Origin of the sequence: Lentzea kristufekii (assembly GCF_033949925.1) — a bacterium.
In the GTDB taxonomy this organism is placed as follows: Bacteria; Actinomycetota; Actinomycetes; order Mycobacteriales; family Pseudonocardiaceae; genus Lentzea; species Lentzea kristufekii.
Genome location: NZ_JAXAVV010000010.1, coordinates 29,120 through 45,476, shown reverse-complemented (window position 1 = coordinate 45,476; position 16,357 = coordinate 29,120). Strand labels below are relative to the sequence as shown.

Annotated in this window: 20 protein-coding genes; 8 read left to right on the top strand and 12 right to left on the bottom strand. The window is 65.8% G+C overall.

Features of this window, described 5'->3' with window-relative positions; genetic code table 11:
* The first annotated feature begins 2 nt into the window (after positions 1 to 2).
* Both SK571_RS21015 and SK571_RS21010 read left to right on the top strand, forming a co-directional pair.
* On the top strand, positions 3 to 845 hold the full coding sequence (locus SK571_RS21015) for a GntR family transcriptional regulator (RefSeq protein ID WP_319985797.1): 843 nt from the start codon (positions 3 to 5) through the stop codon (positions 843 to 845).
* Positions 842 to 1,555, top strand: a complete 714-nt coding sequence (locus tag SK571_RS21010; protein WP_319985796.1) for an HAD family hydrolase — start codon at positions 842 to 844, stop codon at positions 1,553 to 1,555. The genes SK571_RS21015 and SK571_RS21010 overlap by 4 nt, the downstream gene beginning before the upstream one ends.
* Here SK571_RS21010 and SK571_RS21005 read toward each other — a convergent pair.
* From SK571_RS21005 to SK571_RS20965, 9 genes are all read right to left on the bottom strand, one after another.
* A complete protein-coding gene (locus SK571_RS21005) occupies positions 1,545 to 1,889 on the bottom strand; it encodes a hypothetical protein (RefSeq protein WP_319985795.1) in 345 nt (114 codons plus the stop codon). The genes SK571_RS21010 and SK571_RS21005 overlap by 11 nt on opposite strands.
* 60 nt (positions 1,890 to 1,949) lie before the next feature.
* Complete coding sequence (locus SK571_RS21000) at positions 1,950 to 2,192, bottom strand: hypothetical protein (protein ID WP_319985794.1); 243 nt, start codon at positions 2,190 to 2,192, stop codon at positions 1,950 to 1,952.
* Between the two features lie 212 nt (positions 2,193 to 2,404).
* Positions 2,405 to 3,190 carry a TIGR04255 family protein gene (locus tag SK571_RS20995; RefSeq protein ID WP_319985793.1) on the bottom strand — a complete coding sequence of 262 codons (786 nt, stop codon included), beginning with the start codon at positions 3,188 to 3,190 and terminating at the stop codon, positions 2,405 to 2,407.
* Positions 3,191 to 4,033: 843 nt separating this feature from the next.
* Positions 4,034 to 4,681, bottom strand: a complete 648-nt coding sequence (locus SK571_RS20990) for a hypothetical protein (RefSeq protein ID WP_319985792.1) — start codon at positions 4,679 to 4,681, stop codon at positions 4,034 to 4,036.
* Between the two features lie 76 nt (positions 4,682 to 4,757).
* Positions 4,758 to 5,516, bottom strand: coding sequence for a GntR family transcriptional regulator (locus SK571_RS20985; protein WP_319985791.1), 759 nt, complete (start codon positions 5,514 to 5,516; stop codon positions 4,758 to 4,760).
* Between the two features lie 116 nt (positions 5,517 to 5,632).
* Entirely contained in the window at positions 5,633 to 6,124 is a 492-nt protein-coding gene (locus tag SK571_RS20980) for a macro domain-containing protein (protein WP_319985790.1), read from the bottom strand.
* A gap of 28 nt (positions 6,125 to 6,152) precedes the next feature.
* Complete coding sequence (locus SK571_RS20975) at positions 6,153 to 6,509, bottom strand: hypothetical protein (protein ID WP_319985789.1); 357 nt, start codon at positions 6,507 to 6,509, stop codon at positions 6,153 to 6,155.
* 105 nt (positions 6,510 to 6,614) lie between these two features.
* Positions 6,615 to 7,097: an SRPBCC family protein gene (locus SK571_RS20970; RefSeq protein ID WP_319985788.1), complete on the bottom strand. Its 483-nt coding sequence runs from the start codon at positions 7,095 to 7,097 to the stop codon at positions 6,615 to 6,617.
* Positions 7,097 to 7,420, bottom strand: a complete 324-nt coding sequence (locus SK571_RS20965) for an ArsR/SmtB family transcription factor (protein WP_319986029.1) — start codon at positions 7,418 to 7,420, stop codon at positions 7,097 to 7,099. Before SK571_RS20965 ends, SK571_RS20970 begins: the two co-directional genes overlap by 1 nt.
* A 313-nt stretch (positions 7,421 to 7,733) precedes the next feature.
* Between SK571_RS20965 and SK571_RS20960 the strand changes: the two genes are divergently transcribed.
* The 4 genes from SK571_RS20960 (at position 7,734) to SK571_RS20945 (ending at position 10,862) form a co-directional block, all read left to right on the top strand.
* Positions 7,734 to 8,666 carry a trypsin-like serine peptidase gene (locus SK571_RS20960; protein ID WP_319985787.1) on the top strand — a complete coding sequence of 311 codons (933 nt, stop codon included), beginning with the start codon at positions 7,734 to 7,736 and terminating at the stop codon, positions 8,664 to 8,666.
* Between the two features lie 85 nt (positions 8,667 to 8,751).
* Positions 8,752 to 9,513: an META domain-containing protein gene (locus tag SK571_RS20955; protein WP_319985786.1), complete on the top strand. Its 762-nt coding sequence runs from the start codon at positions 8,752 to 8,754 to the stop codon at positions 9,511 to 9,513.
* A gap of 5 nt (positions 9,514 to 9,518) precedes the next feature.
* Positions 9,519 to 10,292 carry an META domain-containing protein gene (locus SK571_RS20950; protein ID WP_319985785.1) on the top strand — a complete coding sequence of 258 codons (774 nt, stop codon included), beginning with the start codon at positions 9,519 to 9,521 and terminating at the stop codon, positions 10,290 to 10,292.
* A 153-nt stretch (positions 10,293 to 10,445) separates the two neighbouring features.
* Positions 10,446 to 10,862: a DoxX family protein gene (locus SK571_RS20945; protein ID WP_319985784.1), complete on the top strand. Its 417-nt coding sequence runs from the start codon at positions 10,446 to 10,448 to the stop codon at positions 10,860 to 10,862.
* Here SK571_RS20945 and SK571_RS20940 read toward each other — a convergent pair.
* From SK571_RS20940 to SK571_RS20930, 3 genes are all read right to left on the bottom strand, one after another.
* On the bottom strand, positions 10,843 to 11,529 hold the full coding sequence (locus SK571_RS20940; protein ID WP_319985783.1) for a TIGR03089 family protein: 687 nt from the start codon (positions 11,527 to 11,529) through the stop codon (positions 10,843 to 10,845). The genes SK571_RS20945 and SK571_RS20940 overlap by 20 nt on opposite strands.
* A 9-nt stretch (positions 11,530 to 11,538) precedes the next feature.
* Positions 11,539 to 12,744: an LCP family protein gene (locus tag SK571_RS20935; protein ID WP_319985782.1), complete on the bottom strand. Its 1,206-nt coding sequence runs from the start codon at positions 12,742 to 12,744 to the stop codon at positions 11,539 to 11,541.
* Positions 12,745 to 12,813: 69 nt separating this feature from the next.
* Positions 12,814 to 14,283 carry an LCP family protein gene (locus SK571_RS20930; RefSeq protein WP_319985781.1) on the bottom strand — a complete coding sequence of 490 codons (1,470 nt, stop codon included), beginning with the start codon at positions 14,281 to 14,283 and terminating at the stop codon, positions 12,814 to 12,816.
* A gap of 195 nt (positions 14,284 to 14,478) precedes the next feature.
* Between SK571_RS20930 and rfbB the strand changes: the two genes are divergently transcribed.
* Both rfbB and rfbD read left to right on the top strand, forming a co-directional pair.
* Positions 14,479 to 15,465, top strand: a complete 987-nt coding sequence (gene rfbB / locus SK571_RS20925; protein WP_319985780.1) for a dTDP-glucose 4,6-dehydratase — start codon at positions 14,479 to 14,481, stop codon at positions 15,463 to 15,465.
* A gap of 4 nt (positions 15,466 to 15,469) precedes the next feature.
* Positions 15,470 to 16,318: a dTDP-4-dehydrorhamnose reductase gene (gene rfbD, locus SK571_RS20920; protein WP_319985779.1), complete on the top strand. Its 849-nt coding sequence runs from the start codon at positions 15,470 to 15,472 to the stop codon at positions 16,316 to 16,318.
* Positions 16,319 to 16,357: the final 39 nt, after the last annotated feature.

Genomic DNA, 16,357 nt, shown 5'->3' with positions numbered 1-16,357 from the left:
TCATGGCACTGGACCCGGACGACCCGCGACCGCCATACGTGCAGGTGGCGAACGCCCTTCGCGCTGCCATCCTGACCAAGGTCTTCAAGGCGGGCGACAAGCTGCCTTCGCGCGCCGAGCTGGCGAAGAAGTACGAAGTCGCGCCGATGACCGTCCAGAACGCTCTACGCGAACTGCGCGACGAGGGTCTGATCGTCTCCCGACAGGGCAGCGGTGTGTTCGTCCGCGAGCGCACCGAACGTCCGGTCGGACTTCGTCCGCACATTGAGCGTGCGTTCAACGCCGAGCGCGTGACGATCGACTTCGCCGGCTTCTCTGGCGAGACGCTGCACGGCATCATGCAGGAGCCGCTGGACAAGATCCGTATCGGCCGACTTACCCCCGAGTCGATCCACGTGCGCATCCTCGTTCCGGACCCGCGCGTGCCGTGGTCTGTCCCGTCCACGGTGGACACCCGTGCTGACAGCCCGGCATTCCGCAAGCGCGCCGAGGAAATCATGCGCCGTCACACGCTCGCGATCGTCGACAACGTCACCGAGTTGGGCGCGCTTGGACTCGTCAAGGATGCAACCGCGGAAGTGCGGGTGCATCCGGCCGCACCGCTGTTCAAGCTGTACCTGATCAACAACGAGGAAGCGTTCTTCGGCTTCTACCCGGTCCGCGAGCACGTGCTTTCGCTTGGCGGGGAGCCTCAGGCGATCTACGACCTGATGGGCAAGGACGCCATCCTCTTCCAGCACTCCAGCACGGACGACGACACCAGCACCGGCAGTCAGTACGTCGACCAGGCGCGTACGTGGTTCGACAGCATGTGGAACACGATCAGCACGGAGTACAAGCGGTGACCGCTGAGCAGGCCCCAGTCGACGACCCCGAGCTGCTGCGCAGCATCTTGGCCAATGCTGAAGCCCTGCTCTTGGACTTCGACGGCCCAGTGTGCAGTGTCTTCGCCGGCTTCCCAGCTCACCTCGTTGCGCACCAGCTGCGCGGCGTTCTCGCCGACGGCGGACACGACGAGCTGCCCGCCGAGATCGAGAAGGCCGAAGATCCGTTCGATGTTCTGCGCTATGCCGCCGCTCTTGGCCGTAAGGAGGCTCAGTACGTCGAAGCTGCGATGCGGGCCCATGAGGTCGAAGCAGTAGCGACCGCTCATCCCACTCCTGGCGCACACGACCTCATCGCGGCATGGCACCCCAGTCGCAAGCTTGCGGTTGTTAGTAACAACAGCGACGTCGCAGTCACGACCTACCTGCATCTTCACAAACTGGCGATTCACGTTCAGTGTGTATCTGCCCGCTCGGGGGCTGACCTATCGATGTTGAAGCCGAGCCCATTTCTTGTGCTCAATGCATCGGATGCCCTCGGAATTTCTCCTTCGAGGTGCTTGTTCGTTGGCGACTCACTGTCAGACATTCATGCTGCGCGTGCTGCTGGTGCGCCGGTCATTGGCTATGCCAACAAGCCGGGAAAAGCGGAAAAATTCGCCGAGGATGGCGCTCTTCTAACATTTACGGATATGCGCGCGCTGGTTGATGTCGTTCAGGCTATTCTTTGAACCATTCTGCCTTGAGGGACATCTTTGATCTTACGCCCTGGGGGCGTCGATCTTTGTCTGGATGTCGCACTGCGCCGTGGCCTGGAAACTCTTCGATTTTGTCGCGTTCTACCGTTTGGCCCAGGGCTCGTAGCTCGCCAGCGGTGAACGTCACCGCTCGGCTGAAGGGTGGGAAAGTCTGAATAAGATCCGCCACTGAGGCGCCTGCGGCTGCCATCTCGTCGGCGAAGAATACCGACATAGCGCCATCGTCGGTGTTGTGGAACGACTGAGAGGTTGGTCGCTCTTCGCCATCCTCTGTCTTGACCCAGTCTTCCCTGATGAGTCTGTACACGACACAGTCGTCAGGCACCTCGGACGGGATGCTTGACGATGCCGACATTCACGGACTCCGTTACTGGGCCGATACCTTCCGAATCAACTGGTCGAGAAGGCTACCAGTCTTCAGCTCGCCTTCCCACTCCTGGCCATCGCTAGACATCCAGAACATCTCGTCTCCGTCGTCGCTAAAGGTCAGATGGAGATGATTGCCACGGGCATCCCATTCGACCCCGATGCTTCCATCGTCACCGAGCGCGACAAACGGTGCAGGCGTCGAGATGCCAAGTGAGCACAGGAAGCGCAGCGATCGCTTCAATGCGAGAGGGCTAATTTGCCTATCAAGGTCAATCCAACTGACGACCTTCTCGCCAATGTCTCGAACCCAGGGCGGGGGGGCGATATCGGATCGGAACTGTGAGCTTGATTGTGCTATCCGAGTGTCGCCAACCACGTAAAGATGTCTACTCGCGCCCGCTGAGGTCGTTTCAGTTGCGGCAGACTCAACCGGTAGGGACGCTAGCATGGTAGTCATTCCAACCCCCAAGACTTCCGTGCTTCAGCCGTCGTCATCGCGGTGAAGGTATCAATTATAGTCGTGTGCGCAAGAGAAAAGAACTCGGTCACGCTCTCGCGTGACGAGGTATTGAACTGTGCACTTCGGGCTGTAATTGCCATCTTCAGTACCGGCTTGCGTGAGTTGATCTCCAATGCGGGCTCCGCGCCGACGTGGACCCGCCCTATAAACTCATGCGAGGGTGAGTACATTGCCTTCGTGTACGTGAAATTGAGAGTCTCGTACTCGGTCTCGTCCGCGAACCTCAGTGAAATTACATGGTGTGTGTCTGAGAAATCTCGCCACAGCTCGCTAGGGCGAAGGACATCGATATAGGTGATCTCGGCCCGTACTGGTGCAAGGCCCTCGCCGTCGTGGCTGGCAAGCTTATCGGACAACGTGGAGTAGACGCGCTCAAACTCTTTTAGTAGCGCCACGTATCCTGGGTAGTCCTGCTCGTCGCTTCTCCTGCGCCAGTTTAGGGCGAGATAGTTTGGCTGAACTTGAATTAGGTGAGTTTCATCCTCGGAAATAAGCCAATAGCGAGGCTGAGGTACTTTATTTCCGTGTAGGAGTTCGAACCTGATGCCTACGCCTTGATTTAGGGTAGACCCTGGCGGCAGCTCCAGCGGCATTTCGTATGTCGCCTGCTGCTCGATCCTTGGGTAGTCTTCCAGGAGCTCAGAAAGGCTCAATCCTAGGCGTGGACCAACAAGGCCGCTGTTGTGCTCGAAGGCGATAGAAAGCACAACCTCGTCCACTGGTGCGTTAGGTCCACCAGCCATGTAGCCCTCCTAGGTGTCTACTGGCCCTTGTAGCATGCCGGGCAGGTTCGCGCAGCGCTAGCGGCGTTTGGGCGAGGCCACAGTTTGACAACGCTGAGCTGTGCTGACAGGTTCCGCCTCATCTCATCACCGGTGAGTATCGTGCGCTCGCTGGCGTGTGTTCCTCGTACGAGAGTTGATGTCCAACTCATGTGCTGCCGAACTTGGCTCTATGGGATCAAGACGCGCCGCCGTCGGCGGCGCGCGGTGGGCCAGTCGCCTACCAGCGTGGCCCGCATCCATCCGGGCACGTCGGGCTCCCGCTTCGCTCCGCCCGCCGGCCACGGCGGCGCGGTCCACGTGGTGGCGCGGCAGCGCGCCGCCAACAGCGGAATCTGAACCACGAGCTACCAGCAGACGCCAGCCGGGACGATCGCGCGGGCGGCCAGTTAACCGAGCTGGGCACGGCGATCGACTGCCGCGACGGCTACGCCGCCTTGCCACCGAGCAGGGGACCCGAGGCAGCACGAAGGGCACCACCCCGACACGCCATGATCAGTCACGGCCAGCGGCACCGCGTCAAGACGGGAAAGCGTGTCTTGACCCGCCGCCACTGTCCGCGAGATCGGCTTCGTGTCGGGGTGATGCCCGAAGTGTGTTGATCAGATCTCAGGCCGCCCACAGGCCGTCGAACGTTAGAAAGCGTCGAGAACCACCGAGAACTGTCGAGACACGTCCGCCCTGGTAGAAGCCAGATTCCAGCTCAAAGCGCCAGCTCGGCAACACCCTGGTGAGAGATCACGCAGATCTACGAGGGCACGAACCAGGTGCAGCGCGTGGTCATGTCCCGCGCCGTCCTGAACGGCTGAGGCTTCGAGTCGTCGTCCCGCTCGACTCTTCGAGCGGGACGACGACGCAGCCGCGCAGTTCGCGGATCAGTGCAGAGGCGAGAACCCTGCGTACCGCAGGATCGTCGTAAGTGAAGTTCCCCGCCTTGGTCGCTGCGGGCGCCAGCACGCTTTGCTGGTAGAACACGCCCCGGACACCTGCGATCGGGCATTCCCTCACGCGGACCGTCACGGCTCCTCGTTGCAGCGCAGGGCACATGCGCCTTGCGACTGGCACGCACGGCAGACATGTCGGCGGCTCGACGGAGGCCATTCCGTCCGGCCACTGTGGCCAGTCGTCGCGGTGATCGCGTTGCAGCCACAGGACACCGTCGTCGTTGCGATCTGCCGGCCCGCCGCAAACCTGGCACAGCAACAGTTCCATCGCCCGCCGCTGCCGCAACGGGTGGACCCTGGCGAATTCGGGCCGTCCGATTCTGTGGCGCAGCGCTGTCTGGCGCCACAGCACGCCGTGCCGATCGCGGTCGCTCAGCAGTTCGTTGGCGTACCCGATGCTGTGGTCGAGCCGCTCTACCAGGGCGCACGGCAGATCTTGCTCCGCGCTCCAAGCGGTGATGTACGGCGCGATGATGCCCGGCATGTCGACGCCCGATCTCTGTATAGAACTTGGCTTCGTTAGTGAACCGTAGTTCTATATAGAAGTGCAAATGTCAGTTCTACGACGTGAACTTGTACTCGAGGACGTACGCCGCTGAGTCGAGGACCATCTCGGTGACCTCCACAGGCTGGTCGTCGGCCGTGTACGCCGTCCGCACGATCAAGATGATCGGGGTGTCCCGGGTGAGGTCGAGAGCCTTGCGCTCGGCTTCGCGCGGCATGCGGACCCGCAGCTCTTCGCGGAACCTGACTGGCTCGTGGCCCAGATCCTTGAGCCTGGCGTAAGCCCCGCCCTCTCCCGTGTTGATTTCGCTGATCGCGGATCCCGCGACCAGTGCTTCCGGGTAGTAGGACGTCGCGAGCTGCACCGGCTTGTCGTCGACCACGTAGGTGCGGCGTCGGACGACCACGTGGGCACCGTCGTCCAGGTCCAGCACGTCGGCGATCCAACTGGGCGGGAGTTCAACGTCGACAGCGACGTTCTCCGTCCTCGGGCGCGTGCCGACGTCCGTGGTCCAGATCGGTTGGCCCGACCCCCACGAGGTGCTCGCCTGCAACCGGTCCGGCGACACGCGCCTGATCGGCTTGAACTCGCGAACAAACGTTCCGGACCCGCGCTTCGCGATGATCAGGCCTTCGGACTTCAGCACGTCAAGAGCATGGCGTGCGGTCAGTTGCGCAACGCCGTATCGGCTCGTGAGGTCGTTCTCCCCCGGAACCTTGCTGCCGGGCGGAAGCTCACCGGAGTCGATCTGCCGCCGGAGGTCGTCCGCGATCTCGCGATAGCCAACCCGCCCTGGCTGGGCGTTGTCGGTCACGAGCTACCTCCTCGGCGGGCGCTGGTTCTGTACAGCGAACAAGCTACCCGGAGTGAGCGAGAGGGCTGCGAAGCAGGCCGATCAGGGTGCAGCGAACCGGAGTTGCTGCGCAGGCGTCACAACCCCAGTCGCGCCGCGTTCTCCGGGCTGTAGACCACAACGGTCGCGTCCAGCGGCCCGAGCTTCGCCGTGATCAACGGCTCCACGTCGGCCCACGCGAGCCCTCCCAGCCCGGCCCCGAGCGGCGGCACCGCCACCGATCGCAGCCCGAGCGAACCGATCACCCGGGCCAGGTCGTCCAGCCCGGAAGCCACGTCGGGCAGCTTCGAACGCGACCGGAAGTGCCCCTTGGTCGGAAAGCTGATGAAGCACCGGTCCAGAGACACCACGTGCACGCGCCCCAACCGCACCTCGCCGGCGGCGCAAGCGGCCGCGTAGGCCGCGAAGTAGCCGGGGAAGCGCTGCTTGAACTGCAGCGCCAGCCCCTTGCCCATCACGCCCACGCAGTTCACCGCGTTCACCAGCGCGTCGACATCGGCGTCCAGAAGGTCGCCGGAACCCTGCACGATCACGAGCACTCCCCCCGGTGGTGTCCTGCGCCGCATCATGCGGGACACCACCGACAAGATCGCCCGATCAGGCGGCCACGCAGGTGCCGATCGCCTCGCCGATCGCTCCCTTGGCCCCCAGCACGCACGGCGAGGTGGCGGTGAGCGACTTGTCGGAGAGTTGCTGCGCGGCCGCGATGGCGACGTTCGCCATCCGCTTCGGGCTGCCGCTGTCCACGGCCGCCTTCACCGCCGCGGAACGGGCTTCCTCGGTCGTGCAGGACAGATCCGTTCCGAACTTGTCGACGCGCGGTAGCCACAGGGCCTTCGAGCCGGACGCGCACGGCGCGATTTCCCAGCGGGTGCCCGGAGCAGCATGAGCGAGGGGAGTGGACAGCACGGCGAAGCCGAGCACGACGGCCAGAGCCACGAGGAAACGTCCCATGCGCTCGAACGTAACCGCGAAGTCGTGCCTCGACCGGGGGAACCGTTGCCACAAGAGGTGATTACGCAGCGAGAACGACCACAGTGGACGGTCCAGAACAGAACGTCAGAGCGTGGCCAGGACCTCGCCCAGGCGCTCGTAGGAACGCCCGGCGCCGTCCGACATGCCGGACGCCAGCACCGCGTCCCGGGCTTCCTGCGACACCAGCTTCATCGTCGTGGTCATGGTCGTGCGGCCGTTCTCCTCGACGAACGTCACCGTCGACCGGGCCGGCGGGTTGTCCTCGAAGATCTCCGTGTTCGCGAGCTGCGAGTGCGGGGTGACCTCGGTGTATTCGCCGTGCATCTCGAACGCGCCGGAACCGTCCGGCTGCGCCCAGCCGTAGCGCCACTTGCCGCCCACGCGCAGGTCGACCTCGCAGATCGGCATCTCCCAGCCGTCGGGGCCGAGCAGCCAGCGCCGGAGCAGTTCCGGCGTGGTGAACGCCTTCCAGACCAGCGAGGCCGGGGCGTCGAAGGTGCGGGACATCGCGATCTCGGTGTCGGACGGGAGGGTCACGGTCGTGCCGAACTTGGTGGTGGTGCTCATCAGTCCATCTCCTTCATCTCGGTCAAGAGTGCGTCCAGGCGTGCGTAGCTCGCATCCCAGAAGCGGCGGTAGTTCTCAGCCCACACGGCGACCTCCTTCAGCGGTGTCGCGTCGAGCTGGCAGGGACGCCATTGGGCCTCCCTGCCGCGGGTGATCAGGCCTGCCTTCTCCAGCACTCGCAGGTGTTTGGAGATCGCCGGGCCGCTGATGTCGAACGGCTCGGAGAGCTCCTTCACCGTTGCCGGGCCCTCGGTGAGCCGCGCGAGGATCGCCCGGCGGGTCGGGTCCGCCAGTGCGGCGAAGGTGGAGCTCAGCTGGTCCATCTCGTACCTAACCACTTGGTTATCTAACCTCTGGGTTAAGTAGAGCGAGGGGCGCGGCGGCTGTCAACCCCCAGGTTCAAGATCGACTCTGTGGATAGCGCTTTCCGATCAGGCGCATTAATGCGGGAAATGGCCCTTAGGGACCCCTTTCTAAAGGGCGTGGAATGGACGTGAGGCCGAGTGGAGCAATTTCGAGAAACGGCTGGACAGCAGGTCAGAGGCGTCGCTACCTTCGCAAAGCCGCAAGTCAACCTCGCTTAGTGAGGTATTCCGAATGAGAACGAGAAAAACCGTATCTTTAGTGTTCGGATTTGTGCTGGCTGCTTCCGTTTTCGTGCCGACCGCGCAGGCGGCACCGAACGGCAGCGCTGCCAGCCAGGCCAGAACCTCCGACAACAAGATCCAGTCGGCCGCCGCGGCCGAGGCGTACTGGACCCCGGAGCGCATGGCCAAGGCGATCCCGGCTCAGGCACCCGCCACCGTCCAGGCCTCTTCCCCACGCCAGCCCTCGGGTCGTGCGGGCAGCATCGAGGGCGTCGCACCCTCGGTGAAGGTCAAGACGGAGCAGGCGCAGGGCATCGGGACGATGCTCAACGAGGCGCAGACGGTCGGAAAGGTGTTCTTCACCAACCCGGCCAACGGCCTGAACTACGTCTGCTCCGGCGCGACCGTGAGCAGCACCAAGAGGAAGCTGGTCCAGACGGCGGGGCACTGCGTGCACGGCGGCGCAGGCGGCCAGTGGATGTCCAACTGGGTGTTCGTTCCCCGCTACCGCAACGGTGTGCGCCCGTTCGGTACGTGGAGCGCGTACACGCTCACCACTCGCACGGCCTGGATCAACTCCAGCAGCAGCGACGAGGACATGGGCATCGTCGTCATGAACACCCTCGGCGGCAGCTCGATCGCCAACGTCGTGGGTGGCAACGGGTTGCGCTGGAACTGGGGCTACTCGGTGTCCGTCACGATCCTCGGCTACCCCGCGGGTGCGCCGTTCACCGGTGAGCTGCAGTACTTCTGCCAGGGCACGACCTGGAACGGCCACGGCCAGCAGGTGCGGGCCTGGTGCAACATGACCGGCGGATCGTCCGGCGGTCCGTGGCTGCAGGAGTACAACGACCAGAACGGGCTGGGCTACATCAACAGCGTGGTCAGCCACCGGCACGCGGACGCGAGCCAGATGGACGGGCCGTACTTCGACAACGACATCAAGAGCCTCTACGACTTCGCTGAGTCGCTGTCCCCGTGACATCGAATTCTCCGTTGGCCGGGCGCGGAGATCCCGCTCCCGGCCTTCGGGCAACCTCAACGCCACGACGTTCCGTCCTACGCACATGAGCAACCGAATCGTCCTCGCCGTCCTGCTCCTGGCCGTCACCGCGGCCTGTGGCAGTCCTTCCGCGGGCCAGGGCGCCGACCTGCGGGGCAAGGTGTACGTCTCGTCCTCCGTCACCGAGAAGGGCCAGCCGCGCGCCATGGTCGAGGGCACGCGGGTGGAACTGAGATTCACCGACGACGACAGGCTCATAGCCACCGCGGGCTGCAACCAGATGCAGGGTCCGGTGAACGCCGACGGTGGCAAGCTCTCCGTCGCCGATCTCGGCATGACGGCGATGGGCTGCCCCAAACCCGAGCTGCACCAGCAGGACGAGTGGTTGTCGAAGCTGCTCGGCGCGACACCGTCCTGGAAGCTCGACGGCACGAACCTCGTGGTCACCGGCTCGAACGCGGAGATCGTCCTCGCGCCGGAACAGCCCGCCACGCTCGAGGGCACCTGGACCGTCAACGGCCTCGTCACCCGGGACGCCGTCTCGTCCGTGCCCGCGGGCGTGAAGGTCACCGTCGCCTTCAAGAACGGCGCCATGCTCGTCGACACCGGCTGCAACCTGAACGGCGGCGAAACGCCGTACGTGCTGGAGGGCCAGGTGATCAAGGCCGAGCTGGGGGCGAGCACCCTGAAGTCGTGCGGTGCCGTGGACGAGGTGGAGAACGCCGTCCGCGCGACGTTCGAGAACGGAGAGGCCACCCACGAGATCGACCGCGCCACGCTGAGCCTGACCAACGCGTCCGGCGCGGGCCTGAAACTCGCGAAGTAGTGCGCATGGGGTCCCGGCTTCTCGTCGCCGTGGTTCTGCTGGCCACCGCGTGCGGATCCGCTGGAGGAGGAGGAAACGGCGTGCAGGGCAAGGTGTTCACGTCCACGTCCGTCACCGAACAGGGCAAGCCGCGCCCTCTGGTCGAAGGCACGAAGGTGGAGCTGAGGTTCACCGCCGACGGCAGGCTGCTCGCCAACGCAGGTTGCAACCAGATGCAGGGCCCGGTGAAGCTCGACGACGGCAAGCTCACGGTCACCGACCTCAGCACCACCGACATGGCCTGCCCCACCCAGGGCCTGCACGAGCAGGACGAGTGGTTGTCCGGGCTGCTCGGCGGAAAGCCGTCCTGGAGACTCGACGGCCCGAACCTCGTGCTCACCGGAGCGAACTCCGAGATCGTGCTCGCGCCGGAACCTCAGGCACCGCTCGAGGGCGTCACCTGGACCGTCGACGGCATCATCACGAAGGACGTCGTGTCGTCCGCGCCGGAAGGCGTGACGGGCACGATCTCCTTCAAGAACGGCTACATCTACGTGCAGGGCGGCTGCAACGGCGGGTCGACGGAGGTCACCGGCGCCGACAAGTACGAAGTGGACGGTCAGCGGATCACGTTCGGCAGCAGCCTCACCATGACCTTGATGATGTGCGCGGAGGACAAGATGAAGGTGGAGAGCGCCATCCTCGACACCCTCGGTCTGGGGGAGGTCACCTTCGAGATCGACGGCGACACCATGACCCTGATGAACGCGAACGGCGCGGGCCTGAAGCTCAGGAAATGACGGAACCGCCCTGCTTTCCCCCGCGCCGACCTGCGAACCTAAGGACTCGCTGTTGGCTTCCTGTCGAAATCATGAGGTCGTTCAAACCTGCACTACTTTTGGTTCGAGGCTGAACGACCTACAGCTGAACGACAGGATCGGGGAGCAAACATCATGGTCAAGGACGTCGCCGCACTCATCGGGCGCATCGCCGTCGGCATCGTGTTCGTCGCGCACGGCTGGCAGAAGTTCACCGAGTACGGCATGGCCGGCACCGCCGGGTCGTTCGACAAGATGGGCGTGCCGCTGCCGTCGGTGTCCGCGTGGTTCGCCGCGTCCGTCGAACTCGCCGGTGGCCTCGCGCTGATCGCCGGTGTGGCACTGCCGATCGCCGGCATCCTGCTCGCCGTCAACATGCTCGGCGCGTGGCTCCTCGTCCACCTGCCGAACGGCCTGCTCGGCGAGGGTGGTGCGGAACTGGTGATCGTGCTCGGCGCCGCCGCTCTCGCGCTCGGCTTCAACGGTGGTGCCTACGCGCTGGACCGCGTGCTGTTCAAGAACAACAAGGTGCTCAACCCAGCTGCCGCGTGACCTTCTCGCTCTCCCGGCGCGCGGCCAGCAGGCCCGCGTCGGGATTGCTCACCTGCACGAGTGAGCCACCGGCCGCGAGCACGGCCAGAAATCCTTCCAGCACAGCGGAAGGCGAGTCCCACTCCAGAGTGGACAGGACTCGCGGTTCGGAACCGAGCGCGGCGCCCAGTTCGCGTGCCTGGGCGACCACCTCATCCACGGTGGACTCGCCCAGCGCGGGCGTCGAACCCGCGACCGGTTCCCACGGCATGAAGTCGTCGCCGTGCACGCGCACGTCGTCGGCGTAGTCGACCGGCGCGCCGGAGCCCAACCCCATGGGGTGCAACGAGGCCACGGCCACGACGTCCGCGTCCGCCGTGCCACCGGGCGGCACCACGGCCACCTTCGCATCGGAGAAGCTCGCACCGACCACGCGGGCGCCGCACCACCAGGCGCCGAGCAGCAGGCCCACGGTCTGCCAGTGCGCGGGCAGCAGCACCGCCACCGGGTCACCGGGTTCGACGTCGTGCTCGTCCCGCAGCCAGTTCGCCGTCTTCGCGGCCCAGTTCTTCACCGTGGCCCGCGAGAGTTCGATCCGCGTGCCCGCCGCGTCGTCGTAGTGCGTGATCAGCGGACGACCCGGATCGGCCTTCAGCAGGGGCGTGAAGAGGATCTCGGTCACGCTCACGCGGCACTCCTAGTCGACGCAGGGCACATCCTGTCGGGCGGCTGCGACAGCGTGCGCGCCGTCCAGCGAGAGCAGCTTTTCAGGGCCGAACCGCGACGGGGTACTCGGGGTCTCGGAGGTCGGCGCCACCGACGACGGCGAGGGCTTCGGGGTCTCGCCGATCTGCTGGGCCACCCACGCCTTCACCGCCTCGCGGTCGACCGTCACGATGCTCTGCCCGCGCTCGTTGCGGCCGTCGATGCTCGTCACCGGGATCGTGGCGAACTCCACGTTGCCCGACGCGAGGCCCTGCGCCTGCGTCGCCAGCGTCGCGATGTCGAGCTTCTGGTCCACGACGACGGACTTCGACACCGCGTCGAGCAGCCCGCTCATCTTGCCCGGATCGGTGAACGTGCCGGCCGACAGCAACTGCTTCATCGCCTGCGACATGAACACCTGCTGCCGCGCGATGCGACCCAGGTCACCACCGGGCATGTTCCGCTGCCGCACGAACGACAGCGCGTCACCGCCCGAGATCGTCTGCGGGCCCGCGCGGAAGTTCGCGCCGGAGTTCGGGTCCGAGGTGCCCGCCTTCAGACACACCTGCACGCCGCCGATCACCTCGGTCAGCAGGTAGAACCCGTAGAGGTTGATCTCCGCGTAGTGGTCGACGCGCATTCCCGTCAGGTCCTGCACCGCCTGCACCAGCGCCTTGCGGCCGGCCTCGTCCGACTGGCGCTCGCGTTCCTGCTGATCGTTCACGCCCTCGGCCTGCAGCCGCTCGGCGGTCAGGAACTTGACCGCGCCGTACGCGGAATTGATCTTGTCCTCGCGGTAGCCGGCGATCGGGAGGTACGTGTCGCGCGGGATCGAGATGGCGGTGGCCTTGCCGCCGTTGCGGGGAACGCGCATCACGATGATCGTGTCCGTGTTCACCGTGTCCGTGCCCTCGGTGCGCAGCTTGCGCAGCACGTCCGCGGGAAGCGGCCGGCCCTGCGCGTCCGTCCTGCTGTCGCTGCCCACCAGCAGGATGTCGATCGCTCCGTCCTCGACCGGCGGCGAGTTCGGGATGTCCTCCAGCACCTGGAGGATCTGCGTGGTGTTGGTGTTCTGCTTCACCAGCCGCAGCGCGGTCCAGAAGTAGCCGGAGAACGCCAGCGTCGTCACGGCCAGTAGCGCGACCACCACACGGCCTAGAACCCGTGCGGTCTTCTTCGCGCGTGCGGCAGTGCTCAACGTCTGACCCTCCGTGGACTGGATTTGCGTGCTCAGCGTAACTATCGGAAGAGCGTTACGCCGGGGGTTTCAGTTCACGCAGACCAGTCCGCCCGCCGTGATCGGCGGGGTGCTGCTCGAACTCGCGGCCGTCGACGTGCCGGGCACGCCCTGGGGGTCGACGTCCGAGTCGTCCTGTACCTGGTAGTCGCCGCCGACGAAGACCTGGATCTGTCCCTTTCGGACGGACGCGTCCTCCTCGACGGCCACGCCGGGGCCGAGTTCCGCGGCGACTTTGCGCGCGGAGCCTTCCTCACCGGTCGCGTGCCGCACGACCGTGGTGTCGCTGTTCTGCGACGCCGACGCCACCGGGCCGCGCTGGAAGCCCTTGGCCGCCAACGTGTTCATCACCTGCGCCGCGCGACCCTGCACGCCCGCCGCGTTGTAGACGGCCACGGTGATCGCGGAGTTCGGCGGCGCGGGCAGGTTCGTGCTCGTCGTCGGAGGGGTGCTCGACGTGCCCTTGTCCGAGGCCAGGCTGGTGAGGAACTTGCGGACCTCCGCCGGGTTCACCGGCAGCACGTTGCCGTCGCTGTACGTGTCCGTCGGCTCGCCCACCGGGATGGTCTTGAACTCGAAGTTGCCGCCCACGAGGCCCTGCATCTGCTCGGCGAACGTGGTGATGTCCCAGCCGGAGCTGAGGATCACGGACTTCTGCACGGCCTCGACGAGCCCGTTGAGCTTGCTCGTGTCGGTCAGCGTGCCGGTCGACAGGACCTTCTTCGCGAGGGCGCCGATGAACACCTGCTGCCGCACGATCCGGTCGAGGTCGCCGCCGGGCAGGTTCTGGCGCTGCCGCACGAACGACAACGCGGCCGCACCCTCGATCGTCTGCGGGCCCGCCTTGAAGTTCGCGCCGGAGTCGCGGTCGGAGGTGGGCTCCTTCAAGCACACCTCGACGCCGCCGATGGCCTTGGTGACCTCGTAGAAGCTGGCGAGGTTGACCTCGGCGTACCGGTCGACGCGCACCGCGCCACCGGACAGGCCCTCGATCGTCTTGATCAGCGTCTTGCGGCCGGCGGCCATCGACTCGGTGCGGATCCGTGCCTCGTCCGTCACGCCCTGTGCGCGCAGCTCCTGGTCGACCGTGTTGCGCTGGCGGGCGAACGCCGAGTTGAGCTTGTGCTTGCCGAACCCGTCCGCCATCTCGACGTAGGAGTCGCGGGGGAACGAGATCGCGACCGCGCGCGTGCCGTCCACCGGGATGTGCACGAGGATCATCGTGTCGGTGTTCTGCTCGCCGTCGGCGATGCCGCCGTTGAGCATGGCCAGCACTTCCTCCGACAGCGGGTTGCCCTGCGCGTCCGTGCGGCTGTCCATGCCGACCAGCAGGATGTCGACCGCGCCGTCGAGCGGCTTCGGGCCCTGCTTGGTGAGCTCGTCCGAGATGACCTCGGTCTTCACGATCCCGTCGTTCGTCGTGCGCAGCTTGTTCCAGCCGTACGACGTGACGAGCAGCACAGCGGTCGAGACGAGGGCCACGAAGATCTTCCCCGTCATCAGGAAAGCGCGAAGGGCGGCGGATGGCCGGTTTCCGACCACTCTGACCGGCAGACTCCTGCCTTCCACAGCCGTTTCCTCCCCCACCACACTGAGTTTAGTCGTTTATAGGTCACACGACGTGACGTTGCTGTGGGTTGCAGCGATCAGGTAGGTGACAGACTGCTGTCGGGGTACACCACGGGAGGAAATGGCATGCGCGTACTGGTGACAGGTGGGGCCGGTTTCATCGGCTCGCACTACGTGCGGGAGTTGGTGAGCGGGTCCTACCCGGCGTTCGCCGGTGCCGAAGTTGTGGTGCTCGACAAGCTCACCTACGCGGGCAGCGAGACCAACCTCGCGCCGGTCGCGGGCAAGTTCGAGTTCGTCCAGGGCGACATCTGCGACGCCACCGTGGTCGCCGAGCAGATGCGCGGCATCGACCTGGTCGTGCACTTCGCGGCTGAATCGCACGTGGACCGGTCCATCACGGGATCGGCGGACTTCGTGCTCACGAACGTCCTCGGGACGCAGACCCTGCTGCAGGGGGCTCTGAACGCGGGCGTGGGCAAGTTCGTGCACGTCTCGACGGACGAGGTCTACGGCTCGATCGAGGAGGGCTCCTGGACCGAGACGCACATCCTCGAGCCGAACTCCCCGTACTCGGCCTCCAAGGCCTCTTCCGATCTGCTCGCTCGCGCGTTCCACCGCACTCACGGACTGCCCGTGAGCATCACACGGTGTTCGAACAATTACGGGCCGTACCAGTTCCCCGAAAAGGTGATCCCGCTCTTCGTCACCAATTTGATCGACGGCAGGAACGTGCCTCTCTACGGCGACGGCCTGAACGTGCGTGACTGGCTGCACGTGGCCGACCACTGCCGCGGCATCCAGCTCGTCGCCGAGGGCGGCCGGCCGGGTGAGATCTACAACATCGGCGGCGGCACCGAGCTCACCAACCGCGAGCTGACCGAGAAGCTGCTGGAGGCGACCGGCCGCGACTGGTCGGCCGTCGAGCCCGTGCAGGACCGCAAGGGTCACGACCGCCGCTACTCGGTCGACATCTCCAAGATCGCCTCCGAGCTGGGCTACGCGCCGCAGGTCGACTTCACCGTCGGTCTCGCCGACACGGTCGAGTGGTACCGCGAGAACCGCGCCTGGTGGGAGCCGCTCAAGGAGCGCGCCGCGCTGGTGAAGGGCTGACCCGGTGATCCTCGTTCCCGGTGGTCGTGGCCAGCTCGGCCACGACCTCGCCGCACTGTCCGCCGACGTCCGCGCGGTGTCCTCCGCCGAGCTGGACGTGACCGCGGTGACGGCCGCCGACCTGGCCGGCGCCTCCGCGGTGATCAACTGTGCCGCGTACACCGCGGTCGACGCCGCCGAGACCGACGAGGAACGCGCGTTCGCGGTCAACGCCGTCGGCCCCGGCCTGCTGGCGCAGGCGTGCGCTTCCCTTGGCATCCCGATGATCCAGGTCTCGACGGACTACGTGTTCTCCGGCGACGGCGTGCGGCCGTACGAGACGACCGACCCCGTCGGCCCGAAGTCCGCTTACGGCCGCACGAAGCTCGAAGGCGAACACCGCGTCCTGGATGCGGGCGGTTACGTCGTGCGCACCTCGTGGCTGTACGGCGTGCACGGATCGAATTTCGTGAAGACCATGGCGGCGCTGGAATCCTCGCGGCCGACTCTGTCCGTTGTGGACGACCAGGCCGGTGCGCCGACGTGGTCGCACGACCTCGCCGCCGGGCTTCTCGAGCTGGTCTCGGTGCTGCCCGCGACGCGTCTGCTGCACGCGACCGGTGGCGGCCAGACCACGTGGTTCCGGTTCGCGCGGGCGATTTTCGAGGAGCTGGGCGCCGACCCGGCACGGGTGCAACCGTGCACCACGGCGGACTTCCCGCGCCCGGCTCCGCGACCCGCCTACTCGGTGCTGTCGGGTGCGGCGTGGGCAGCGGCGGGACTACGCCCTTTGCCGCACTGGCGCAGCGCCCTTTCGGAGGCATTCCGGGCAGGGGTGGTAGCTCCCCGTACCGGTGCTGCGCCATTGGAGTGACCGGTCTGGTCCCGTAGTTCCGAGTGCGGGACCCTTTTC